General features: G+C 61.1%; 17 protein-coding genes and 1 pseudogene. All 18 read left to right on the forward strand.

Annotated features, from left to right (window positions below; genetic code table 11):
• Positions 1 to 160: 160 nt before the first annotated feature.
• Positions 161 to 688: pseudogene (locus ACIGDJ_RS01335) on the forward strand (methyl-accepting chemotaxis protein); the annotation flags it as partial.
• A gap of 261 nt (positions 689 to 949) precedes the next feature.
• Complete coding sequence (locus tag ACIGDJ_RS01340; protein ID WP_041480975.1) at positions 950 to 1,396, forward strand: DUF411 domain-containing protein; 447 nt, start codon at positions 950 to 952, stop codon at positions 1,394 to 1,396.
• Positions 1,396 to 1,830 carry a YqaA family protein gene (locus ACIGDJ_RS01345; protein WP_101159542.1) on the forward strand — a complete coding sequence of 145 codons (435 nt, stop codon included), beginning with the start codon at positions 1,396 to 1,398 and terminating at the stop codon, positions 1,828 to 1,830. The genes ACIGDJ_RS01340 and ACIGDJ_RS01345 overlap by 1 nt, the downstream gene beginning before the upstream one ends.
• Positions 1,831 to 1,916: 86 nt before the next feature.
• Positions 1,917 to 2,963 carry an alpha/beta fold hydrolase gene (locus ACIGDJ_RS01350; RefSeq protein ID WP_397478169.1) on the forward strand — a complete coding sequence of 349 codons (1,047 nt, stop codon included), beginning with the start codon at positions 1,917 to 1,919 and terminating at the stop codon, positions 2,961 to 2,963.
• A gap of 12 nt (positions 2,964 to 2,975) precedes the next feature.
• The gene (locus ACIGDJ_RS01355; RefSeq protein WP_397478170.1) at positions 2,976 to 3,929 is read left to right on the forward strand and encodes a D-2-hydroxyacid dehydrogenase family protein; all 954 of its coding nucleotides are present in this window, start codon (positions 2,976 to 2,978) and stop codon (positions 3,927 to 3,929) included.
• Positions 3,930 to 4,518: 589 nt separating this feature from the next.
• On the forward strand, positions 4,519 to 6,105 hold the full coding sequence (gene glgA, locus ACIGDJ_RS01360; protein ID WP_039760491.1) for a glycogen synthase GlgA: 1,587 nt from the start codon (positions 4,519 to 4,521) through the stop codon (positions 6,103 to 6,105).
• A gap of 17 nt (positions 6,106 to 6,122) precedes the next feature.
• Positions 6,123 to 7,925 (forward strand): malto-oligosyltrehalose trehalohydrolase, encoded by a 1,803-nt coding sequence (gene treZ / locus ACIGDJ_RS01365; protein WP_101159539.1) that lies wholly within the window; start codon positions 6,123 to 6,125, stop codon positions 7,923 to 7,925.
• A complete protein-coding gene (gene malQ / locus ACIGDJ_RS01370; protein ID WP_101159538.1) occupies positions 7,922 to 10,000 on the forward strand; it encodes a 4-alpha-glucanotransferase in 2,079 nt (692 codons plus the stop codon). Before treZ ends, malQ begins: the two co-directional genes overlap by 4 nt.
• Positions 9,997 to 12,771, forward strand: coding sequence for a malto-oligosyltrehalose synthase (locus ACIGDJ_RS01375; protein ID WP_101159537.1), 2,775 nt, complete (start codon positions 9,997 to 9,999; stop codon positions 12,769 to 12,771). Before malQ ends, ACIGDJ_RS01375 begins: the two co-directional genes overlap by 4 nt.
• A gap of 21 nt (positions 12,772 to 12,792) precedes the next feature.
• Positions 12,793 to 13,140, forward strand: a complete 348-nt coding sequence (locus tag ACIGDJ_RS01380) for a DUF2934 domain-containing protein (RefSeq protein WP_397478171.1) — start codon at positions 12,793 to 12,795, stop codon at positions 13,138 to 13,140.
• 180 nt (positions 13,141 to 13,320) lie between these two features.
• The gene (glgX, locus tag ACIGDJ_RS01385; protein WP_101159535.1) at positions 13,321 to 15,480 is read left to right on the forward strand and encodes a glycogen debranching protein GlgX; all 2,160 of its coding nucleotides are present in this window, start codon (positions 13,321 to 13,323) and stop codon (positions 15,478 to 15,480) included.
• A gap of 1 nt (position 15,481) precedes the next feature.
• Positions 15,482 to 16,480, forward strand: a complete 999-nt coding sequence (locus ACIGDJ_RS01390; protein WP_101159534.1) for an acyl-CoA dehydrogenase family protein — start codon at positions 15,482 to 15,484, stop codon at positions 16,478 to 16,480.
• Positions 16,477 to 17,235, forward strand: coding sequence for a PIG-L family deacetylase (locus ACIGDJ_RS01395; RefSeq protein WP_312999342.1), 759 nt, complete (start codon positions 16,477 to 16,479; stop codon positions 17,233 to 17,235). Before ACIGDJ_RS01390 ends, ACIGDJ_RS01395 begins: the two co-directional genes overlap by 4 nt.
• On the forward strand, positions 17,232 to 17,831 hold the full coding sequence (locus ACIGDJ_RS01400) for a class I SAM-dependent DNA methyltransferase (RefSeq protein ID WP_397478172.1): 600 nt from the start codon (positions 17,232 to 17,234) through the stop codon (positions 17,829 to 17,831). Before ACIGDJ_RS01395 ends, ACIGDJ_RS01400 begins: the two co-directional genes overlap by 4 nt.
• Positions 17,828 to 18,487, forward strand: coding sequence for a glycosyltransferase family 2 protein (locus tag ACIGDJ_RS01405; protein WP_101159531.1), 660 nt, complete (start codon positions 17,828 to 17,830; stop codon positions 18,485 to 18,487). Before ACIGDJ_RS01400 ends, ACIGDJ_RS01405 begins: the two co-directional genes overlap by 4 nt.
• 178 nt (positions 18,488 to 18,665) lie before the next feature.
• The gene (locus ACIGDJ_RS01410) at positions 18,666 to 19,424 is read left to right on the forward strand and encodes a PIG-L deacetylase family protein (protein ID WP_101159530.1); all 759 of its coding nucleotides are present in this window, start codon (positions 18,666 to 18,668) and stop codon (positions 19,422 to 19,424) included.
• A gap of 131 nt (positions 19,425 to 19,555) precedes the next feature.
• Complete coding sequence (locus ACIGDJ_RS01415; RefSeq protein ID WP_101159529.1) at positions 19,556 to 20,338, forward strand: endonuclease/exonuclease/phosphatase family protein; 783 nt, start codon at positions 19,556 to 19,558, stop codon at positions 20,336 to 20,338.
• Positions 20,339 to 20,524: 186 nt separating this feature from the next.
• The gene (locus ACIGDJ_RS01420; RefSeq protein ID WP_397478173.1) at positions 20,525 to 23,056 is read left to right on the forward strand and encodes an autotransporter outer membrane beta-barrel domain-containing protein; all 2,532 of its coding nucleotides are present in this window, start codon (positions 20,525 to 20,527) and stop codon (positions 23,054 to 23,056) included.
• Positions 23,057 to 23,168: the final 112 nt, after the last annotated feature.

Consider the following 23,168-nt stretch of genomic DNA (forward strand, 5'->3'; position numbering starts at 1 on the left):
CGTTGCGCAAAACGCCGCCGAAACCGCAGCGTTCACCCAGCGCGCCAACGAGAACGCCGATCGCTCACGCGTCGTGGTCGGTGAAGCGACCAACAGCGTGGTCGCGCTGATTGACGAGGTCGCCAGCGCTACACACAAAGTTGAAAACATGCAGCAGGACGCCCAGCGCATCACCGAAATCCTTGGCGTGATCGGCGCGATTGCCGGGCAGACCAACCTGCTCGCCCTCAACGCAGCGATTGAAGCCGCGCGTGCCGGGGAACAGGGTCGCGGCTTTGCAGTGGTGGCGGATGAAGTCCGCGCCCTCGCCGCACGCACTCAGGCCAGCACTTCCGAAATCAACGAAATGTTGACCCGCCTGACCCAGGGCGTGAGTTCCTCAGTCAGCGCCATGGAAAACACCCAGGCCAGTTGCCAGTCCGCCGCCGACGCCACGGCACGGGTCAACTCGGGTCTGGACGAAATGGCCGGTTCGGTCAGCCACATCAACAGCCTCAGCACTCAGATCGCCACTGCCGCTGAACAGCAAAGCGCGGTCACCGAAGAGATCAACCGCAGCATGGTGCAGATCCGCCACATGGTCGATGAGTTGGTCCAGAGCGGCCAGGCCAGTGAGTTGAACACCCGCCAGTTGCTGGAAGCCAATAGCCGCGTCAGCGCGATCATGGGGCGGTTCAAGGTCAGTTGAGTCTTCACCACCCACACTGGATTGCCGATAGCAGACAATCCAGTGTGGGAGCAGGGATCTGATTCGCATCGACATTGCGATCAACATGTCATACCTTTCTGACCATCCAGCCACCTCTCCCTCATCCCCCTGTCAGCCTTGATCCATAATCATCCTGTCAGCCTGCCTTGTAGCAACTGGATACACTCAGTTGATGCCGGGGCGGAAAAACCGGTCAAAATGCGTTCTTTTTGCCCGTCACCGAGTCGAGAGCCCATCCCCATGCGAAGCCAACTGCGTCTGCTCGCCCTGAGCGCCCTGTTCATCTCCTCCCTGGCGCAAGCCGCCGAACTGATCCCGATCGAAGTGCATCGCGATGCCAATTGCGGGTGCTGCAAAAAATGGATCAGCCATCTCGAAGCCAACGGTTTCAAAGTCGAAGACCACGTCGAAAGCGACATGAGCAGCTTTAAACAGCAGCACGGCGTACCGCCGCGCCTGGCGTCCTGCCATACCGCGATCATCAATGGCAAATTCGTCGAAGGTCATGTGCCGGCCGATCAAGTGCTGGCGCTGAGCAAGCGCGACGATCTGCTGGGCGTTGCCGCGCCAGGCATGCCGATGGGTTCGCCGGGGATGGAAATGGACGGCATGAGCGATGCGTACCAAGTGATCGGCCTGAAGAAGGACGGCGCTGACGTGGTGGTGGCGGATTACCCGGCCCGTTGATGGGTGCAGCCTACTTCGGTCTGTTCTTTGCCGCGTTTGGCGCGGCGACATTGCTGCCATTGCAATCCGAGGCGCTGCTGGTCGGTCTGATCATCAGTGAGCGATATTGGCTGTGGGGGCTGCTCGCGGTGGCGACGCTGGGCAACGTGCTCGGTTCATTGGTCAACTGGTGGCTGGGCCGTGGTCTCGAGCGTTTTCAGGATCGCCGCTGGTTCCCGGTCAGTCCGCGGCATATGACCACGGCGCGCAAGCATTACGAGCGCTATGGGCATTGGTCGCTGCTGCTCAGTTGGCTGCCGGTGATCGGCGATCCGCTGACCTTGATTGCCGGTGTCATGCGTGAGCCACTCGGGCGGTTTCTGCTGATCGTCACGCTGGCCAAAGGCGCGCGTTATGGCGTGCTGGCCTTGCTGACGCTGGGCTGGCTCGGTTGAACCAACCGCCCGCATGATTGCCATTGTTTAACGTCGGCGTAATCCCGGCCTTACAGAGTCAGCCAATTTTCAAGGAGTTTGTGCTTATGTCCGTCACGCTTTCCCGCTGGCTGCCCGGCCTCGTCCTCAGCGCTGCACTGCCGCTAATGGCGCACGCAGCCACTGAAACCGCTCCCGCCGAAGGGCCTGCCTATGGCCCGCAGCTGCAAGGTTTCCAATATCCCTACACGCTTAAACATTTCGCCTTCGAATCCCAGGGGCAGAAACTGCAAATGGGTTACATGGATGTCGCCGCCAATGGCAAGGCCAACGGCCGCACCGTGGTGCTGATGCACGGCAAGAATTTCTGCGCAGCGACCTGGGACAGTTCGATCAAGGCCCTCAGCGATGCCGGTTACCGCGTCATCGCCCCAGACCAGATCGGCTTCTGTACATCCAGCAAACCTGAGCACTATCAGTACAGCTTCCAGCAACTGGCCACCAATACTCAGCAATTGCTCAAAGCGTTGGGTATCCAGAAAGCCACCCTCCTCGGCCACTCCACCGGCGGCATGCTCGCCACCCGTTATGCGCTGCTTTTCCCTGAGCAGGTCGATCAACTGGCGATGGTCAACCCGATCGGTCTGGAAGACTGGAAAGCCCTTGGCGTTCCATATCGCACCGTCGATCAGTGGTACCAGCGCGAGTTGAAGGTCACGGCCAAGGGCATTCGCGACTATGAGCGCACGACTTATTACGACGGCCGCTGGAAGCCCGAATTTGATCGTTGGGTCGACATGCTCGCCGGCCTGAGCAAAGGCCCGGGCAAGACCCAGGTCGCGTGGAACTCGGCGCTGATCTACGACATGATCTTCACCCAGCCGGTGTACTACGAATTCAAGGATCTAAAGATGCCGACCCTGTTGATGATCGGCACCTCCGACACCACCGCCATCGGCAAGGACCTCGCGCCGCCTGAGGTGAAAGCGAAGATCGGTCATTACGAAGTGCTCGGCAAACAGGTCGCCAAGCTGATTCCCCAGTCGACGCTGATCGAATTCCCGGGCATGGGCCATGCGCCGCAAATGGAAGAGCCGGAGAAATTTCATCAGGCGCTGCTCGGCTGGCTGGGCAAAACCCCTTCCGCTCCATGATGAGGTAAGCCGATGACGGTGCAGATTGCGGTGATTGATGACTGGCAGGACGTGGCCCGCGACGTGGTCGACTGGTCCGTGCTCGAGAGCATCGGTGAAGTAAGCTTTGTGCACGATTACCCGTCCGACAACGCCACGCTGGCCGAGCGCCTGGGCAAGTATCAGGTGATCTGCGTGATGCGCGAGCGCACGCGTTTCGACGCTGATCTGCTTGGGCGCTTGCCACAATTGAAGTTGCTGGTCACCGGCGGCATGCGCAATGCGGCGCTGGACATGTCAGCGGCAGCCGCGCTCGGCATCCAGGTCTGCGGCACCGACAGCTACAAACACGCCGCACCCGAACTGACGTGGGCGCTGATCATGGCGGCGACCCGTGATCTGGTCAAGGAAGCCAATGCCCTGCGCGCCGGCCAGTGGCAACAGGGCCTGGGCGGCGACCTGCATGGCAAGACGCTGGGAATTCTCGGTTTGGGCAGCATCGGCCAGCGAGTCGCGCAGTTCGGTCAGGTGTTCGGCATGCGGGTGATTGCCTGGAGCGAAAACCTCACGGCCGAACGTGCCGAAAATGCCGGCGTGACGTACGTCAGCAAGCAGCAATTGTTCGAGCAGGCCGACGTGCTGTCGGTGCATCTGGTGCTCAGCGAGCGCAGTCGGGGCCTGGTCGATGCCCAGGCGCTTGGCTGGATGAAACCGACCGCGCTGCTGGTCAACACCGCGCGCGGGCCAATCCTCGATGAAGCCGCGCTGATCAAGGCGCTGCAGAAACAACGCATTGCCGGCGCGGCGCTGGACGTATTCGACCAAGAGCCTTTGCCGGCTCTGCACCCGTTTCGCACGCTGGAAAACGTCCTCGCTACGCCGCATGTGGGCTATGTCAGCCGACAGAATTACGAGCAGTTCTTCGGGCAGATGATCGAGGATATTCAGGCGTGGGCGGCTGGAGAGCCGGTGCGATTGTTGAATTGAGTCTTTCATTTGAGAGGTTCAGCGCTCAACCGGCCGATTCGTGAACAGGCTCGCTTCCACAGGGTGTACGCGTGCCGATGTGGGAGCGGGCCTGTTCGCGAAGAGGCCATCATCGACACTACGCCAGAATGTTCTCGCACCAAAACGGTGCTATCCGCCCATCCCCTAGCACAAAATCGTGACTAACCAGTCACCGTTTTGGCCCACTCCGGACGGAAAACATGCCCTTCGTCGGAGCATTCGCCCTCTCAAACCCTCGTTCACGTACCGACACAACCGATTGTCGAACAATTTACCCCTTTGCCCTGACCCGCTCTAGGATCTGGCCTAGACTGATTTTTCAGTGGCCAAACCACTCGGTCATACCGACGAAAAAAAGTCGAAACTTTTGCTTCACGCCACAGGTCATCAGAACAACTGGGCGAAAGCGACTGGTGTAATCCTTGCAACGGCCTCACCACCCATTCTGCTTGCGCGTGTTGGGTCAGCATTTGCTCACCGATGCGTGGCGCCTTTGCGCCCGGCCACAGGACTTGGCCACGAAACAGCTTGTTCGAGACAAGAATCAGATCACACACGGGAGATACATATGATCAGTGCGGCATTGGATATTCAGGGAGAGCGTGCTCACCAGTCGCTTGGAGAATCGAGCACCATCAGTGTTCCCGGCAGCCGACAGATCAACGTACCCGGCACCAAGACGCTTGCTCCGGTAGCAAGCCAGAATCCCAACAAGAAAAAAGTGTTGTTTGTGACGTCGGAGATCGCCGATCTGGTCAAGACCGGTGGCCTCGGCGACGTTTCCGCCGCCTTGCCCCGGGCCATGGCCCATCTGCACGATGTGCGAGTGTTGATTCCCGGTTACCCGCAAGTGGTGCACAGCGAAAACCCGATCCACATTATCGGCGAGCTGGGTGGCCACGCCGCGCTGCCACCTTGCAAAATCGGTCGCATGGACATGCCCGATGGCCTGGTGATCTATGTGTTGATCTGCCCTGAATTGTATGAGCGCGAAGGTGGCCCTTACGGCGCCAACAACGGTCGCGACTGGCCGGACAACCATATCCGCTTCGCCCGTCTCGGCCTCGCTGCTGCCGATATCGCCGCCAACCTTGCGCAAATCCACTGGCGCCCGGATCTGGTGCACGCGCATGACTGGCCGGCTGGCCTCGCGCCCGCTTACATGCACTGGCGCGGGCAACGCACGCCGACCCTGTTCACCATTCACAACCTGGCCTATCAGGGCGTGACCAGCCTCGGTTCCTGCCCGGAGCTGGGGATTCCCGCCCATGCGCTGCAACAGGAAGGCATGGAGTTCTACGGCAAGATGTCGTTCCTCAAGGCCGGCATGGCCTATTCGAGCCACATCACCACCGTCAGCGCCACTTACGCGCAGGAAATCACTACTCCGGACTTCGGCTGCGGCCTCGACGGGTTCCTCGCTGCCAAAACCCAGCAAGGCCTGCTCAGCGGTATCCCGAACGGTATTGATGAGAGCTGGGATTCGGCAACCGATCCACACCTGTTTGCCCCGTTCGCCATCGGCGACTGGGAAGGCAAAGCGGTCAACGCCGCTCACGTCCGTGAACTGTTTGGCTTGCATGACTCTACCGGCCCACTGTTCGCCGTGGTCTCGCGGTTGGTCTATCAGAAAGGCCTCGACCTGACTGAAGCGGTGTCCGAGTTCATCGTGCAGAACGGTGGCCAGATCGCGATCATCGGTCGTGGCGAGCCGGAAGAAGAACAAGCCATGCGCGAGCTGGCCCTGCGCTTCCCTGGCCAGATCGGTGTGCGCATCGGCTTCAACGAAACCGACGCGCGGCGCATGTTCGCCGGCAGCGACTTCCTGTTGATGCCTTCACGCTACGAACCTTGCGGCTTGAGCCAGATGTACGCCCAGCGTTTCGGCTCGCTGCCGGTGGCGCGCAATACCGGCGGCCTTGCCGACACCATCGAAAACGGCGTTACCGGGTTTCTCTTCGATGAATCCACCGTCGAGAGCTACAAGGAAGCCCTGAGCCGCGCGTTCAAGGTTTTCGCCTTCCCGGAACTGCTCAATGCCATGCGATGCCGGGCCATGGCCGCACCGTTCAACTGGAGCAAAGCAGTCGAACCGTACGCCGAACTTTACGAACAACTGGTCGCCAAGGCGTTGGGTAAAGCCAGCCATAAATAACCAGGGAGTTGCAGAAAATGCCGTCAAGGACCCAAGAAACCTGGCCCCACGGCGCGATCATGCTGGATGCCGAACACACGCAGTTTGCGCTGTGGGCACCTGACGCGTTCTACGTCAGTGTGGAACTGGAAGGTGAAAGATCGTTGCCGATGCTGCCCCAGGGCGACGGTTGGTTTGTGATCAAGGCCAACTGCCCGGCGGGCAGCCGCTACCGTTACTGCATTGATGGCGAACTGGAGGTGCCCGACCCGGCCTCCAGGGCGCAGGATGGGGATCTCGACCGCCACAGCGTGGTGGTCGACCCGCATGCTTATCAATGGCGACACACGGCGTGGAATGGTCGGCCGTGGAGCGAAGCGGTGATCTACGAGTTGCACGTCGGTGCGCTCGGTGGTTTCGCTGAAGTCGAACAGCATCTGGCGCGGCTGGTTGCGCTGGGTGTTACCGCAATCGAATTGATGCCGCTGGCGCAATTCCCCGGTGATCGCAACTGGGGTTACGACGGCGTGTTGCCCTACGCGCCCCAAGCCTCCTACGGTACCCCGGAGCAGCTCAAACACCTGATCGACAGCGCCCACGGCCATGGCCTGGCGGTGATTCTCGACGTCGTCTACAACCACTTCGGTCCAGACGGCAATTATCTGCATCGTTACGCCAAAGGCTTTTTCCGCGAAGACAAACACACGCCCTGGGGCGCGGCGATCGACTTCCGTCGCCCCGAAGTTCGCGAGTTCTTCATTGAAAACGCGCTGATGTGGCTGCTCGAATACCGTTTCGACGGCTTGCGTCTGGATGCGGTGCACGCGATTGAAGACCCGGATTTTCTCAGCGATCTGGCGCGGCGCATTCGCCAGCAGATCGACCCGACCCGGCACGTCTGGCTGACCGTCGAGAACGAGCTGAACCAGTCGAGCCTGTTGGAAACCGATTACGACGCGCAGTGGAACGACGACGGCCACAATGCTCTGCATGTGCTGCTGACCGGCGAAACCGATGCGTATTACGCCGACTATGCCGCGCAACCCACCGAACAATTGGTGCGCTGCCTGAGCCAAGGCTTCGTGTTTCAGGGCCATATCACGCGTCATGGCGAGCCTCGCGGCGAACCTAGCGAACATCTGCCCTCCACCGCCTTCGTGCTGTTTCTGCAGAATCATGACCAGATCGGCAACCGTGCCTTTGGCGAGCGTCTGCATCAGCTCGCCGACCCGCGTGCAGTGCAAGCGGCCACGGTGCTGTTGCTGCTGTCGCCGATGATTCCGCTGATCTTCATGGGCGACGAATTCGCTGCCGAGCAACCGTTTCTGTTTTTCACCAGCCACCACGGTGAGCTGGCAAAACTGGTGCGTGAAGGTCGGCGTAATGAGTTCGCCGCGTTCAGCGCCTTCACCGACCCGCACAAGCGCGAGCAGATTCCCGATCCGAATGCCGAGGACACCTTCCGCGCCTCGCAGCCGCGACTGGCTGGCAGTGGCACGCCGCTCCAACAGCAGACGCAAGAGCTCTACCGGCAACTGCTGCAGTTGCGTCACCAGTACATCATTCCCAATCTCTCCGGCACCCAGGCGCTGGGCGCGCAAATGCTCGGCTATGGCGCGGTCAGTGCACGCTGGCGACTGGGCAACGGCAGTGAGCTGCGAATTGACCTGAACCTCAGCGATAAGCCAGTGGTCAACCCTGCACAGACCGAGACCGAGTGGCTGTTTCAACAGCCAGCCGCCATCGAACTGTCGGACCCGAACCAACTGCCGGCGTACACCGCGCTCGTCAGCCTCACGGCCGCACCCGTTATGCACCCCCTGGATGGAGAGCGCCTATGAGCGATGCGCAACTGGAAATACTCGCCAGTCGAGCCGGCCTGGCCGTCGACTGGATCGACGCCAACGGGCGTCAGCAAAAAGTCGCTCCTGCTGTGTTGCGCAATGTCCTCATCGGACTCGGCCACCCGGCCAGCACCGCGCAAGAAATCGATGCCAGCCTGCTGGAATTGCAAGAAGTTCAGCAAGACCGCCATTTACCGCCCCTGCTGACCTGCGACGTAGGCGTTGCGCTCGACCTGAGTCGCTATTTTTCACCGGACACGCCCTGCGAAATTCATCTTGAAGATGGCTCGCAGATGAACCTCAAACTGGACAACGAGGCGATGTTGCCCGGCCTGATTCCGGTCGGTTATCAGCAAGTGCACATCGGCGATCAGTATTTCACGCTGGCCGTTGCGCCCGAGCGCTGCTTCAGCGTGGGCGATGCCGTCGATAGCCCAATCCCTCGCGCCTGGGGCCTGAGCGCACAGCTGTATGCGTTGCGCCGGCCAGGTGATGGGGGTTTCGGCGATACGCAGGCGCTGGAAGAACTGGTCCGCGTGGCTGGCGAGCGCGGCGCCGATGCGCTGGCGATCAGCCCGATGCACGCAATGTTCAGCGCCGACACCAGCCGCTACAGCCCTTATTCGCCATCGAGCCGCTTGTTTCTCAATTCACTGTATGCCGCCCCGGGCAGCATTCTCGGCGAACGCGCCTTGCGTGACGCGATCGATGCCAGTGGCCTGGCCGCTCAATTCGAGCAGCTGGAAAATCTCAAACTGATCGACTGGCCGGCTGCCGCCGAAGCCAAGCAGAAACTGCTGCGAGCCTTGTATGACGGCTTTATCGCTGGCGAACATCCGCTGCATGCCGACTTCGCCAGTTTTCGTCACTGCGGTGGCGAAGCGCTGGAAAACCATTGCCGCTTCGAAGCGATTCAGCAAATGCGTGCCGCCCGTGGCGAAAGCCTCGACTGGCGCGAATGGCCGGAGCACTGGCACGACCCGCGCGGCGCGGCGCTGAGTGCTTTTGCCGAAGAATATGCCGAGCGCATCGGCTATTTCGCCTTCTGCCAATGGCTGATTCATCGCTGCCTGGAGCGTGCACAAACTGCCGCGCGCAGTGCCGGCATGGGTATCGGCCTGATCGCCGACCTCGCCGTCGGTGCGGACGGCGCTGGCAGTCAGGCGTGGAGTTTTCAGGACGAATTGCTCGCCTCGCTGACCGTGGGCGCGCCGCCGGACATTCTCAATCGCAGCGGCCAGGGCTGGGGCATCTCCGCGTTCTCCCCTGAAGGGCTGATTCGGAATGGCTTCCGTGCCTTCATCGACATGCTGCGGGCCAACTTCGCCCACGCAGGCGGCTTGCGCATCGACCATGTCATGGGGCTGCAGCGTTTGTGGGTGATCCCCAACGGCGCTGATCCGGCCGACGGTGCCTATCTGTATTACCCGTTTGACGACATGCTGCGCCTGCTGACCCTCGAATCGCACCGACATCAAGCCATCGTGCTGGGTGAAGACCTCGGCACCGTGCCGGAAGGCCTGCGCGAAAAACTTGCCGCGCGTTCGATCCTGGGCATGCGCGTGCTGTTGTTCGAACAGGACAACACTCGCTTCAAACCGATTCTCGACTGGCCCGATGACGCGCTGGCCACCACCAGCACCCATGACCTGCCGACGCTCAATGGCTGGTGGCATGGACGCGATATCGACTGGAATGCGCGCCTCGGTCTGGTCGACGCCAACGGTGAAATCGACTGGCGCCGGCATCGCGAGCGTGAGCGCGAGGGCCTGCGCGATGCGCTGAGGCAGGATCCGCAGAACTTCCGCGAAGAGTCCCATGAAGCCGACCAAGTGGTCGATGCCAGCATCCGTTTCCTCGGCCACACCCGCGCGCCGCTGGTGCTGCTACCGCTGGAAGATGCCCTGGGTATCGATGAACAGGCGAATCTGCCCGGCACCACTGACTCACATCCGAACTGGTCGCGACGTTTGCCCGGTCCCAGCGAAGCGTTGCTGGACGGCCCCGATGCCGCCCGCCGCCTGGAACTGCTGGCCTGCGCGCGCCTTCAAGCCACTGAGCGTGACCAATGAATCAACAGCTTATCGAGCCATTGCGCGCCACGTTGCGCCTGCAATTTCATAAAGGTTTTACCCTCGAGCAAGCGGTGCCACTGGTGCCGTATTTCGCCCGACTCGGCATCAGTCACATCTATGCTTCCCCACTGCTGGCCGCGCGCGCCGGGTCGATGCACGGCTACGACGTGGTCGACCCCACTCAGGTCAACCCTGAGCTGGGCGGCGAGCCGGCATTGCGTCGACTGGTCAGCACCCTGCGCGAACACAACATGGGGCTGATCCTCGACATCGTATCCAACCACATGGCCGTGGGCGGCAACGACAATCCGTGGTGGCTCGACCTGCTGGAATGGGGACGCCTGAGCCCGTACGGCGAGTTCTTCGACATTCAGTGGCACTCGCCAGACCCGTTGATGGAAGGCCAGTTGCTGTTGCCGTTCCTCGGTAGCGACTACGGCGTGGCGCTGCAGGAAGGCACGCTCAAGCTCAAGTTCAATGCACAGATCGGCAGTTTCTACGTCGAGCATTACGACCATCACTTCCCGATCTGCCCGAACAATTATGGGGAGCTACTTAAATCCGACGACGCGCTCAAATCCCTGGCCGATCGTTTCAGCACGCTCAGCTACCAGACTGATGCCCATTCGCTGGCGATGCCGCTCAAGCAGGAGCTGCGCGAGCTGGCAAGCGATCCGCGTGTTCTGGCGACTATCGAAGGCAACCTCGCACAGTACGATTCCACCACCGAGGAAGGCTTTCACAAGCTTCACGAACTGCTGGAACGGCAAAGCTATCGCCTGGCCAGTTGGCGCACGGCGGCGGACGACATCAACTGGCGGCGCTTCTTCGACATCAACGAGCTTGGCGGCCTGCGCGTCGAGCGTCCGGCGGTGTTCGAAGCGACCCACGGCAAAATCTTCCAATTGGTCGAAGAAGGTCTGGTCGACGGCTTGCGCATCGACCACATCGACGGCCTCGCCGACCCGCGTGGCTACTGCCGTAAATTGCGCCGTCGTCTTGACCAGCTGGCACCGGGACGTCATCTGCCTATCTATGTCGAAAAGATTCTCGGCGAAGGCGAAACCCTGCGCCGCGACTGGAGCGTGGACGGCACCACGGGTTACGAGTTCATGAATCAGCTGTCGCTGCTGCAACATGATCCGGACGGCGAACAGGTGCTCGGCGAACTCTGGCAGCGCCGCACCGAGCGCCCGGCCGCGTTTATCGAAGAGGCGCAACTGGCCCGGCAACAAATCCTCAATGGTTCACTGGCCAGCGACTTCGAAAGCGTCGCGCAGGCGCTGCACCAGGTGGCGCGTGATGACTTGATGACCCGCGACCTGACCCTTGGCGCAATCCGCCGCGTGCTGCACGCCTTGATCGTGCATTTCCCGGTTTACCGCACTTACATCAGCGCCATGGGTCGCTCGGAGCAGGACGAAGCAATCTTCCAGCACGCCATGGACGGTGCGAGGCAAGCCCTCAGCGAAGCAGACTGGCCGGTGCTCGATTCGGTCGCCGGCTGGCTCGGCGGCACGCCGTGGCGCCGCAAGCCGCGCGGGCGCTCGCGCAAGATCCTAAAGCATGCCTGCGTGCGCTTCCAGCAGTTGACCTCGCCGGCGGCCGCCAAAGCCGTGGAAGACACCGCGCTGTATCGCTCGGCGGTGCTGCTGTCGCGCAACGATGTCGGTTACAACACCGAGCAATTCAGCGCGCCGGTCAGCGAGTTCCACGAGGTCAATCAACGACGCATGGCAGAGTTCCCTGATAACCTGCTGGCCACCGCGACCCACGATCACAAACGCGGCGAAGACACCCGCGCCCGGCTGGCCGTCCTCAGCGAGCGCAGCCATTGGTACGCCGACCAGGTCGAACTGTGGCGCGCCCTCGCCCGCCCGGTACGCATCGAAGATGAAGCGCCGTCCGCGGGTGATGAACTGATTCTGTATCAGGCATTGCTCGGCAGCTGGCCACTGGACTTGCGTGACGATGACGAGGCTGGTTTCGCCGATTACGCCAAGCGCATCTGGCAATGGCAGCAGAAAGCTCTGCGTGAAGCCAAGCTGCAAAGTAGCTGGAGCGCGCCGAACGAAGCCTACGAAAACGCAGCACAGGCCTTTACGGAAAAACTGCTCACCGGCGAAGAAGGCCAATTGCTGCGTGCAGCGCTGAGCAAGACCGTCAACAGCATTGCCGCTGCCGGCGCGCTCAACGGGCTGGCGCAAACCTTGCTGCGCATGACCGTGCCTGGCGTGCCGGATTTGTATCAGGGCAACGAGTACTGGGACTTCAGCCTGGTTGATCCGGATAACCGCCGGCCTGTGGACTACGCCGCCCGCGAGCAATCCCTGCAGGCATCCGTGCCGCCAGCAGAACTGCTGAAGAACTGGCGTGACGGGCGCATCAAGCAGGCGCTGATCAGCGCTGTGCTGAATCTGCGCAAGGACCACAGCGAGCTGTTGCGCCGTGGCGATTATCAGCCGCTGCAAGTGCTGGGCAGTCAGGCCCATAACGTGCTGGCATTCGCACGTGAACACGACGGCGTGCGGGTCATCGTGGTAGTGCCGGTGCGTTGCGCGAAGTTGCTGGAAAACAGTGCCATCCCGCAGGTCGATGCGCTGCGCTGGGGCGATACGCGGGTGGTTTTACCGTCTGCCGCTTCGGATGCAAACCTGAAGGGACTTTTTGCCAGCAGCGTAGTCACACAAAACAGGGAGCTGAATGTCAGCGAAGCGCTGGGGGATGTCCCGGTCAATCTCTTTATCCAACACTTGACACAAGCATGAGTTCAGTTCAGGAGCATTGCGATGAGCACCGACGATAAACGCATTCGCGAATTCGCCTATCAGATCTGGGAGTCGGAAGGTAAGCCGGAAGGTCAGGAAGAACGTCATTGGGAGATGGCGCGCAAACTGGCTGAAGCCGAGGCGCTGGCGCCGAAGAAGCCACCGAAAGCGGCTGGCAGCAAGGTGGCTGGCAAGACGACAGCGGCCAAGAGCGCCGAGGCCAAAACCCTCGACGGTAAAACACCGACAGCCGCCAAAGCCAAACCAGCGGGCAAAGCCAAGCCTGCCGCGACGCCCAAAGTAGTCCCGCCGGGCGAAAAGGTTGCGCAGAAAAAGCCGCGAGCCCCGCGAAAGCCCCCGGCGATCTGACACCGTCCACGATTATTGAACTGAACGACTGTGTGGCGAGCTTGCTCGCCACAAGGGGTTTTTGCGCCCCGAAGAAAGCCACTCCCACCATGGGAGAAAAAACAATTCCTTATGGGAGCAAGCTCGCTCTCACAAGGTAAGCCCATTGCCTGAACCGTCCCGTTTTTTGCAGGAGCAATCATGACCCGTCCAAAGAAAGCCGAACCCGCTGCGCACGCTGAGCCGTCGAGAATCCGTGAAGGCCTGCCCTTCCCGCTCGGCGCAACCTGGGATGGTCTGGGGGTGAACTTTGCTCTGTTTTCCGCCAACGCTACCAAAGTCGAGCTGTGCATTTTCGATGACAGCGGCGAAGTGGAACTCGAGCGTATCGAGCTGCCGGAATACACCGATGAGATCTATCACGGCTACCTGCCCGATGCGCATCCGGGGCTGATCTACGGCTACCGTGTTTACGGTCCTTACGATCCGGCCAACGGTCACCGCTTCAACCACAACAAATTGTTGATCGACCCGTACGCCAAGCAATTGGTGGGCGAGCTGAAATGGTCGGAAGCATTGTTTGGCTACACCATCGGCCACCCCGACGCCGATCTCAGCTTCGACGAGCGCGACAGCGCGCCGTTCGTGCCCAAGTGCAAGGTCATCGATCCGGCGCATACGTGGGGCAACGACCATCGCGTCAGCGTGCCGTGGGACAAGACCATCATTTACGAAACCCACGTGCGCGGCATCAGCATGCGCCACCCTTCGGTACCGGAAAACCTGCGTGGCACTTTTGGCGGCCTGATGGTTGACGACGTGCTCGAGCACATCCGCAAGCTCGGCGTGTCCTCCGTTGAACTGCTGCCGATCCATGCCTTCGTCAACGATCAGCACCTGCTGCAGAAAGGCATGACCAACTATTGGGGCTACAACAGCATCGCCTTCTTCGCCCCGGATCCACGTTATCTGGCCAGTGGCAAGATTGCCGAATTCAAGGAAATGGTCGCGCACCTGCACGATGCAAATCTCGAAGTGATTCTCGACGTGGTGTACAACCACACCGCCGAAGGCAACGAGCAAGGCCCGACCCTGTCGATGCGTGGTATCGACAACGCCTCCTATTACCGCTTGATGCCGGACGACAAGCGCTACTACATCAACGACTCCGGCACCGGCAACACGCTGGACTTGAGCCATCCGTGCGTCCTGCAAATGGTCACCGACTCCCTGCGCTACTGGGCCAGCGAGATGCACGTCGACGGTTTCCGCTTCGACCTGGCGACCATTCTCGGCCGTTACCATGACGGCTTCGACGAGCGCCACAGCTTCCTCGTCGCCTGCCGCCAGGACCCGGTGCTGCGTCAGGTGAAGATGATCGCCGAGCCCTGGGACTGCGGCCCCGGCGGCTATCAGGTCGGCAACTTCCCGCCGGGCTGGGTCGAATGGAACGACAAGTTCCGCGACACCGTGCGTGCTTTCTGGAAAGGTGACGACGCTCAGCTTGCCGATTTCGCCAGCCGCATGACCGCTTCCGGCGAGATGTTCAATCAGCGCGGGCGCCGCCCGTATTCGTCGGTGAACTTCATCACCGCCCATGACGGCTTCACCCTGAACGATCTGGTCTCGTACAACGACAAGCACAACGAGGCCAACGATGAGAACAATCAGGACGGCAGCAATAACAACCTGTCGTGGAACCACGGTGTTGAAGGTCCGACCGACGATCCGGAAATCAACGCTCTGCGTCACCGGCAAATGCGTAACTTCTTCGCCACCCTGCTGCTGGCTCAAGGCACACCGATGATCGTCGCCGGGGATGAGTTCGCACGCACCCAGGACGGCAACAACAACGCTTACTGCCAGGACAGCGAAATCGGTTGGGTCAATTGGGACCTGAGCGAGGACGGCAAGGCGCTGCTGAAATTCGTCAAACGCTTGATCAAGCTGCGTCTGACCTATCCGATCCTGCGCCGTGGGCGCTTCCTCGTCGGCGAATATAACGAAGACATTGGCGTTAAAGACGTGACCTGGCTGGCTCCGGACGCCACCGAGATGACCACCGAGCATTGGCACGATGCGCACAATCGCTGTCTGGGCATGCTGCTCGATGGCCGCGCACAGGAAACCGGCATCCGCCGCAAAGGTGCCGACGCAACCCTGCTGCTGGTAGTCAACGCGCACCACGACATCGTCAACTTCACGTTGCCGGAAGTACCGGATGGTGGCTTCTGGACCTGCATGATCGACACCAATCAGCCGTCGATTCGCGGCCAGGAACGCTTCGACTTCGGCCATGAGTATTCAGTGACCGGACGTTCGCTGCTGTTGTTCGAACTGCAACGCGACGAAGAAGAGTGATATGGACTTTCAACATTATCTGGCCCGCCGTCCGCCAGATTACGCTGACACCAACGCCCTCGGCCGTTGCCTGCGCGCCATGGTCGAGGCGGGACTCGACCGCTTGCCGTTGCCTGGCAGCGGTCACACGCTGGAGCGTTTTCAGCGTCTTTCGGAGGTCGGCGGACACGATCTGGGGTTATGCAAGCTCTATGAAGGTCACACCGATGCGCTGGCGATCATCGAGCAGTTGGGTGGCACGCCAACGCCGGGCAGCACGTGGGGAATGTGGGCTGCCGAACCGCCGCAGGCACGGGTGAAAGTCACGCCGTCCGGGCAGATGGTGACGCTGAACGGACGCAAGGCATGGTGTTCTGGCGCTGCGGTGCTCAGCCACGCCTTGCTCACTGCGTGGGACGCTGACGATCAGCAGCAACTGGTGGCAGTCGCGCTGGATCAGCCTGGCGTGACCATCACCGATCAAGGCTGGCAAGCAGTGGGCATGGCGGCAACCGGAAGTGTCGAAGTGCTGTTCGACAACGCCGAAGCGCAGGCCATCGGCAATCCCGGCGATTACCTGCAGCGGCCGGGTTTCTGGCAAGGCGGAATCGGTATTGCGGCTTGCTGGTACGGCGCTTCGCGGCGGATTGCCGAAGGGCTGCGCCAGCATTGCGCGCAACGCGATGAACCGCATGCCCTCGCCCACCTCGGCGCGACTGACACCGCACTGCAAGCGGCTGCCGATGTGTTGCGTTTCAGCGCCTTGCAAATCGATGCGCAACCTGAGGCTGACGCCCAATTGCTGGCCCGCCGCGCCCGCGCCGTGGTCGAACAATCTGCCGAGCAGGTAATGCGTGAAGTCGGGCGGGCACTGGGGGCCGGGCCGTTTTGTCAGGATCGGCATTTCGCGCGACTGAGCGCCGACTTGCCGGTGTTTCTGCGCCAGAGTCACGCCGAACGCGACCTTGCCGCACTGGGCCAGCAAATTGCTGGCCAGTCCTGCGAGGTCTGGGCGTTATGAAGGACAACCCGATCGTCGGCCAAGGCACTTCGCTGCAGCAATGGCAGGGTTCGCGGCGTCTGGCCGAGCTGCCCGCCATCGACATTCTTGACCTCGTACCGCTGGGCTCGCGCGCGGTAATCATCGCGCCGCATCCAGATGACGAAGTGCTTGGCTGCGGCGGCATCATGCAGTTGCTCGCGGCCGCCGGGCGACCGCTGCAGTTGATCTCGGTTACCGATGGCAGCGCCAGCCACCCCGGCTCGCAACGCTGGACGGTAGAACGCCTGAGTGTGGTGCGTCCGCAAGAGTCCGCCGAAGCGCTGCGGCGTCTTGGCTTGCCGATGCACAGCCTGAAATGGCTGCGCGGCGGTTTCACCGATACCCAGGTGGCGGCTCAGGAAACCGAGTTGAGTGAATTCATCGGCGGTTATCTGCATGCCAGTGACGTGGTCTTCACCACCTGGCGCCAGGACGGCCACAGCGATCACGAGGCCGTCGGCCGCGCCAGTGTCGAAGCGGCGCGGCGCGTCGGTGCGACCTGCCATGAACTGCCGGTCTGGACCTGGCACTGGGCAACCCCGGAAGACGCCTCGGTGCCATGGGATCGGGCGCGCAAGATTATCCTTTCACCGACACACATCGCACGCAAACGCCACGCGGCGCACGCTTTCGCCAGCCAGTTGGAAGGCGATCGCGACGTCGGACTCGGGCCAGTGCTCGCACCCTATGTGCTCGATCGTCTGCTGCAACCTTTTGAAGTGGTATTCCTTTGAGTGTCGATGACCGCTATTTCGACGGGCTGTTCGCTGATAATGACGACCCTTGGGCGTTCCGCCAGCGCTGGTACGAGCAGCGCAAACGCGCGATCACTCTGGCTGCCTTGCCCCGGCCGCGCTACAGGTCGGTTTTCGAGCCGGGTTGCGCCATTGGCGAACTGAGTGCGGAACTCGCTCCGCGCTGCGACCGCCTGCTGTGTTGCGACACAGCGAGCGCAGCGGTGAAGCTGGCGCGTACTCGCTTGAGCGTGTTCGAGCATGCCGAAGTCCGTCAGGGCCGCCTTCCGGTTGACTGGCCGGAGGAAAAATTCGACCTGATTGTATTCAGCGAAATCGGCTATTACCTCGATGAGAATGATCTGAGCGAAGTGATCCGCCGGATCAGTGCATCGCTGACCGCTGACGGCCAATTGCTTGCCTGCCACTGGCGACCGCCAATCGAAGGTTGCCCGCTGAATGCGCGCCAGGTACACGATCAGATCCACGATCAGTTGGCGTTGCCGCGTCTGGTGTTGCATCAGGAGGCGGATTTCATTCTCGAACTGTGGAGCCGCGAGCCACGCTCGGTGGCGGCCCTGGAGGGCTTGCGTTGATCGGCATTGTAATTCCGGCGCACAACGAAGAGGCGCTGCTCGATGAATGTCTGCGCGCCGCCTTGCGTGCCAGCCAACATGCGCAACTGGCCGGTGAGCCGGTAGAAATTCTCGTGGTACTGGATAGTTGCAGCGATGGCTCGGCGCAGATTGTCAACGCTTATCCGGTGTTGAGCCTGCAGATCGATGCGCGCAACGTTGGCCAGGCCCGCGCCGTCGGTGCACGCCTGCTGCTCGAACGCGGTGCGCGCTGGATCGCCTGCACTGATGCCGATAGCCGCGTCGCCGATGACTGGCTGGCGGCGCAACTGGGGCTGGAAGCTGACGCGGTGTGCGGCACGGTCACCGTCGAGCACTGGCACGAGTCGATCGATGAAGCGACGCAGATTCGCTATCACCGCGATTATCAGGCTCGCGATGGCCATCGACATATTCACGGCGCCAACCTGGGTGTCAGTGCCGAGGCCTATCGCCTGGCCGGCGGCTTCAAACCGCTGACCTGTGATGAGGATGTGCAACTTGTCCATGCGCTGGAACGCAGCGGCGCCAATATCGCCTGGAGTCACCGGCCGCAGGTGCACACCAGCGCCCGCCTCGACAGTCGGGCCAAGGGCGGATTCGGTGACTTCCTGCGAAACCTGGCACAGTTGGAATAAAAAAATACGATTCAGATTGATCTGTGACGCGACGAATCCGTTGGCTTGAGCAATACTCTGCCTCGCGGTAATCCAGGGGTTGGAGCACCGCACCATTGCTATTCATTTGCCTTCACGGGCCGCGACCAGCGTTGGCTGCTCACGACTGAGGGCGAGACACCACAAGGACGTCGCACTCATGACACCCTCATTGCTCAACGACCACGGCCTGCCAGCACAGATCTGGAACAGCGCGTCGCAGCTTGACAATATTCCAGTCATCAACACCCACAGTCTGGTGCCTGCTGGCGCTCGCGCCGTGGTCATTGCCCCGCATCCCGGTGATGAAGTGGTCACTTGCGGCGGCTTGTTGCAATTGCTGTGCAGCCTTGGCCATCCACTGCAATTGCTCTCCATCACCGATGGCAGCGCCAGCCACCCCGGCTCGCGGCAATGGTCGGAACAACGCCTGAGCGTATTCCGCCCGCAGGAAAGCGTCGAAGCCCTGCGCCGCCTCGGCTTGCCAATGCACAGCCTTAAATGGGTGCGCGGCGGATTCACCGACAACGCACTGAGTGATCAACAGACCCAGCTCACTGAATTCATCGGCCGTTACCTGCGCCCGGGCGATGTGGTGTTCAGCACCTGGCGCAAGGATGGCCCGCCTGATCATGAAGTGGTGGGCCGGGCCAGTTTCGACGCGGCACAAAAGGCCGGGGCGAGCTATCACGATGTGCCGGTGTGGGCCTGGCACTGGCCGGAGCGCGAACAGCGCATGATTCCCTGGGAGCGTGCGCGCAAGCTGCGACTCGATACCTGGACCGTTGCGCGCAAGAGCCACGCCACTCACGCTTATGCCAGCCAGCTGAAAGGCGAACCGGCCATCGGCATCGCCCCGCTGCTGCCACCGGTGTTGCTGGAACGGATGCGCTTACCGTATGAGATTGTCTTCGTTTGATCTCGGTCAACTGGACGCCAACAACCTCTGTGGAAGCTGGCTCGTGCGTACGATTAACCGTTTCTGGAAGGAACTGCCACCCTCTCAAATCAGTCGCATGAACAGGCAAGGCCCAATTCAGAGGAGTGAACGTGTCCAGCGATCCCAAGCGTCAAGCGGTCGACGCGCCAGTCATTCATCGCCTGCGGGTACTCACGGTCAACACCCACAAGGGTTTCACCGCGCTGAATCGGCGTTTCATCCTCCCGGAGCTGCGCGAAGCAGTGCGCAGCACCTCGGCCGATCTGGTGTTTCTGCAGGAAGTGGTGGGTGAACATGAACGCCATTCGAGTCGCTACAACGAATGGCCGCAAACCTCTCAATACGAATTCCTGGCCGACAGCATGTGGAGCGATTTTGCCTACGGTCGCAACGCTGTTTACCCCGATGGCCATCATGGCAATGCGCTGCTGTCGAAATACCCGATCCGCGAATACCGCAACCTCGATGTGTCGATCACCGGCCCCGAACGGCGCGGGTTGTTGCACTGCATCCTCGATGTGCCCGGGCATGCCGAGGTGCATGCGATCTGTGTGCATTTGAGTCTGCTGGAAAGCCATCGGCAGTTGCAGTTGCAGCTGCTCTGCCAGTTGCTGGAATCACTGCCGGACGATGCGCCGGTAATCATTGCCGGCGATTTCAATGACTGGCAGCTGCAGGGCAACGCTGCCCTCGCCCGGCGCGATTATCTGCACGAAGCCTTTGAACGGCATCATGGCCGCCCGGCAAAAACCTATCCGGCACGTTTTCCGCTCCTGCGGCTGGACCGGATCTATCTGCGCAATGCCAGCAGCCATGATCCAAGAATCCTCGGTAACAAGCCGTGGACGCATCTTTCTGATCACCTGCCATTAGCGGTGGAAGTACATCTGTAGACCGATCCTGACGTGACCGTCTGTCGGAACCGCTTGATCAGCGGGCGAAACCCTCTACACCTACAGCAGCACATGGAGTGGCGCATTCAACGGGAGCATGGACCTCATAAGGTGCATCGGTGCACGGGGCGGCTCACAAAGGAATGGCTCATGGATGAATTCCCTAAAAATGATAGAGGGACTGTCATGATGCGCCACGCCACGAAACTGCGGGTGCTGCCGCCGTTCCTGATGCTGCCTGCTTATCTGCTGCTGGACAGTTCGCCCGTTACGGCCGCTTGCTCGCTGGTAGCGGGCCCTGGCAACGATGCTTTCATTTGCGACAGCGGCACCAGCGGTGCGCTGACCGATCTCTCTGGTAACAACAGCCTGACCCTTCCTGTCGGCGGCACGGGCCAGATCAACGGCAGCGTGTCGTTTGGCGCCGGTGCTGACAGGGTCGAGGTCAATTCCGGTGTGATCAGCCTTGCCGTCAATCAAGGCACAGGCGTCGACGATTTTGTGATGACCGGCGGCTCCATCGGGTTTCTTGGCCAAGGTGACGGTCGCGACACGTTCCTGATGACGGGTGGCACCATCGTCGCGGCGTTCGAGGACGGCGATGTTGCACGCATGACCGGCGGTACCATCGGCCGCGTCGACATGAAGCTCGACAACAATATTTTTGACCTGTCCGGCGGACAGATCATCGGCAATCTGGTGGCCGGATTCGGCACCGACACCATTATTGTTTCGGGCGGGCGTATCGGCGGCAATATCAGTGTCAGCGGCGGAAGCGACAGCATTACCGTAACCGGAGGGGAAATCGGCGGCGAGATCCGCGCCAGCGCGGGTGATGATCGCTTGTTATGGGACGGTGGCGGCATCATTCGCTCGGCGATTTTGATGGATGTCGCCAATGACAGCGCGACCTTGCGCAACCTGGACGACAGCATCCTCGCCCTCACACCGAGAGTCGACGGCGGCGCCGGCACTGACGTATTGACCTTTGACAACACGCGGACCGCCCTGCCCGCGCGCTTCAGCAACTGGGAAACGATCAATCTGAACGGTAGCGCCCTCGATCTGGGCTCGAACGCTTTGGTGCTGGGCGACGCAGGCACTGGCACCGGCGTGCTGAATATCGATGCCGCCAGCGTGATCCTTTCGACGCAAGGAGCTATATCGCCTGCACTGGCCGGGCAAGCCGTAACCGTCAACAACGCCGGCATCATTGATCTGACCCGCGATAACAGCCGTACCAATGATGCGTTGACGATCAATGGAAATTACATCGGCAGCGGCGGCCAGTTACTGTTGCAAACCGTCGTCGCTGGCGATGACTCCCCGAGCGACAAGCTGGTGGTCAGCAACGGCAGCCTCGACGGCGCGACGGTGATCAGCGTCAGCAACATCGGCGGGCTTGGCGCGCTGACTCAGCTCAATGGCATTCAACTGGTACAGGCCCAAGGCAGCACGGTCAGTAGCGATAATGCATTTACGCTCAATGGCCCGGTGTCTGCCGGGGCTTATGATTATTACCTGTTCAAGGGTGGCGTCACTGCCGGCACGGAAAACAGTTGGTACCTGCGCTCCGCCGTGGTCGCGCCACCAGTCGCGCCACCGGTGGTCAGCGTGCCCAACCCCGACCCGACCTTGCCTCCGATCATTGTGCCTCCAGTCATTGTGCCGGCGGTTGCTGTACCGATCGCCGCTGTGGCGCCGGCCGGCAGCCCGCCGCTGCCAGTATTGCCCGCTGCGGTGGCAGGCGCCGCGCCCATTGCGCTTTATCGCCCGGAAGTCCCGACCTGGTCGGTGCTTCCACCGGCTGCGGCGCAGTTGACGCTGAGCGCTCTGGGCACGTTCCATGACCGTCAGGGTGATCAACGTCTGCTCAGCGAGACTGGCGCCTTCGGTGCCGGATGGGGCCGGGTGTACGGCAAAAACCTCAATCAGACCTGGGCGGGCACGGTCACCCCGAGCCTCGACGGTTCGCTCAAAGGCTTTCAGGTCGGCAATGATCTTTACAGTTCGCTGATCCTGGACGACATGACTCAGCGCCTTGGTTTTTTCGTCGGGCATAGTCGCTTGCGAGGCGATGTCGACGGCTTCAACGAGGGTTTCCAAAACAACAGCGCCGGCAAGATCAAACTTGAGGGCGACAGCTATGGGCTGTACTGGACGCTGAGCGATCCGCATGGTGGGTACGTCGATACGGTAGTGATGGGTACCCGCTTCGATGGAGACAATCATTCCGATCGCGGCGTGAAGCTGGATAACCGCGGCCATGCGCTGACGCTCTCGGCCGAGGCGGGTTACCCGTTTGCGATGAACGACACCTGGGTGGTCGAGCCGCAGGCCCAGATCATTCACCAAAAAATCTCTCTCGACAGCCAGGACGACGGAATTTCCCGGGTCTCATTCGACTCCGACAGCGCCTGGACCGGCCGTCTCGGTGCGCGGCTCAAGGGGCGCTATCAGGTCAGTGGCTTGCCAGTGGAACCTTTCCTGCGCGCCAACCTTTGGCACACGTTCTCCGGCACCGATTCGGTCACCTTCGGCGACAGCACCGTGATCAGTACCGAACAGAAGTCTTCAACAACGGACGTCGGTCTCGGTGTGATATTGACCCTTGACCGCGCTGTCAGTGTGTATGCGAGTACCGACTACAGCCAGAATATCGACAGCAACGATGAGCGTGGGCTGGTGGCAAATATGGGGGTGCGGATCAGCTGGTAAACGGGTTCTTACGTACAAACAATCACTTAGTTATTTTTTTAAAACAGTAACTTGCGTCGTGCAATTTGCCATTACCGCTTATCGTCTATTTTCTTGACGCGCGGGCATCGCT

The organism is Pseudomonas sp. NPDC079367 (assembly GCF_044542195.1).
Lineage (GTDB): Bacteria > Pseudomonadota > Gammaproteobacteria > Pseudomonadales > Pseudomonadaceae > Aquipseudomonas.